Below are 1,853 nucleotides of genomic sequence, written 5' to 3'. Positions count from 1 at the left end.
CTTAACAGGGCGTTAGCTTAAAGAAGAAAGGTTCAGGATATGAAGCAGGTTTTTGACTTGTTGGTGAGTTGTGTAAAAGGATATGAAAATGGAAAACAACAGCTTTTCAATTTGCATGTGGAGCCAATTCAACAGAAGATCGATGAGATACATAAAGATTATTTAAAGTCGTTTACACAAGTTCGGCGATCACTAGATAAAAAAGAAGTACCAACTGCAGATCTATTGGACTTTCTGGAAGAACGCAGAATTGAGCTTTTAGCTCAACGCGAATTAACGAAAGCTCTTGCTTGTGAGTTACAACAAGCAGATCGGCGGCTAATTGGTCCCAAAACTTGGAAGTGTTTTATCGAGTACTGTAATTCTGTGGAAGCATATTTTCATACTGGAAATGCACCAAGTGGGTATAGCTGGTATTCAGACTTTATACGTTTTATGAAAGTTAGTCGTAAAGCGAACTTGCAGGATATTTATTTTACCAAGTTAGACGGTTGTTTCGGAAATGATCCTCGTACAGACTTGATTGCTGAGATTGACTTTGTGCTCGAAAGAAAGCTTCCAACTGCTTTGAAAAAGGTACAATCAAATTACGCAAAACTAAGGAGCTCGCTACTTTAAGCTAACAAACTGTTTAAGAGGGATTCGCAACGCGTGGCATTTTCACTATGCGTTGGTTTAAGTGATTAAGGTGGTATGCGGCAGCTTCGGTATTGCGTTGCTCACCCCTTAACAGGGCGTTAGCATTCAAGAGGTAACAAATGAGTATAGTAGATGATTTAAAAAGCTTAGACACGAATGCAGTTGTAATAATTTCCGTGTTTTTTGTCTCCTTTATCGCTCCTGCGTTTTTACTAATTTATAAGCTTAACAAGCCGATTTTTATTGAGCTAGATACTATAAAGTTAATAATATTGTCTATATCCATTGCATCACCCAGTTTCTTGTTTTTGTTTCTCATTACTTGGGTTTCAGATGTGGTTTTAGTGCATTTTAAGTATTATCCAGCTGGGCACTTAGGAACAATGGCGGACTGGTTTGTTCTACAAGGTATGTCAAACACATCCATTCTTTACATGGTTTCATTTCTAGCTTACGCATTTGATCTCTCTGTTAAAGGTGTAGTCTGGTGGATGGCGGGTTTGTTGGTGCTATATACTGTTTACGAATTTTGGCGGGTTTTAGTTGTTGCAAAACGACCTGAGTTTAAAGCTAGTGCATTGCGGACAACTCAGAATGCTAACAAAGCGTTCAAGAGTGATTCGTAACGCGTGGCATTTTCACTATGCGTTTAGTTTAATGATTAAGGTAATGTGCAGTAGCTTCGGTATTGCGTTACTCACACCTTAACGCGGCGTTAGTTTGCAAGAGGAACAACGCAGCTATATCGCAAGATCTATTGGTAAAAGCTGAAAGTCTAAATTGTCATATTGGTGTTCAATTTCAGTGTTAACTTGCGTGGTGAAAATCCAAAATTGGCATCGTTTCAATGGTTGATTTTTTCTTTGGTGCGGTGACTTTAGGGTTAACTGAGTTTGATTTTTTTGCTGAAACTCTGCTCGTTGAGTTTGTTGGTACAAAAGCCGATTTATTCGCTGAAAGGACGTTTTCTCTGGTGTGGAAAGTTCACGTGGTTTCAGTGGCTTTGTTGAAAGTCCGCATTGTGAGATTGGTTTTCCAAAAGCGCTTATTGGTGTTGTAAGTTCGTTTTCTGCGGCGTTGTTTGTTCCAAGTGGTTTCATTGACTAGCTGCTTGGAGACTAAGCCTGACTTAAGTGCATCAAAGCACATAAAGCTTATTGTTTTCAAAACTTAAAATAACGTAAAATCAACGTTTTGGGTTTGCAAACTAACAA

General features: G+C 38.7%; 3 protein-coding genes. All 3 read left to right on the top strand.

The annotated features are described in order from the left end of the window. The first annotated feature begins 39 nt into the window (after positions 1 to 39). A complete protein-coding gene (locus BCT11_RS21820) occupies positions 40 to 618 on the top strand; it encodes a hypothetical protein (RefSeq protein WP_102389289.1) in 579 nt (192 codons plus the stop codon). Between the two features lie 140 nt (positions 619 to 758). Beyond that, positions 759 to 1,265, top strand: coding sequence for a hypothetical protein (locus tag BCT11_RS21810; RefSeq protein ID WP_102389288.1), 507 nt, complete (start codon positions 759 to 761; stop codon positions 1,263 to 1,265). Positions 1,266 to 1,486: 221 nt separating this feature from the next. After that, complete coding sequence (locus tag BCT11_RS21800; RefSeq protein WP_038883030.1) at positions 1,487 to 1,699, top strand: hypothetical protein; 213 nt, start codon at positions 1,487 to 1,489, stop codon at positions 1,697 to 1,699. Positions 1,700 to 1,853: the final 154 nt, after the last annotated feature.

Origin of the sequence: Vibrio sp. 10N.222.52.B12, from assembly GCF_002875385.1 — a bacterium.
GTDB classification, from domain to species: Bacteria; Pseudomonadota; Gammaproteobacteria; order Enterobacterales; family Vibrionaceae; genus Vibrio; species Vibrio jasicida.
This window is presented reverse-complemented; position numbering and strand designations above follow the sequence as displayed.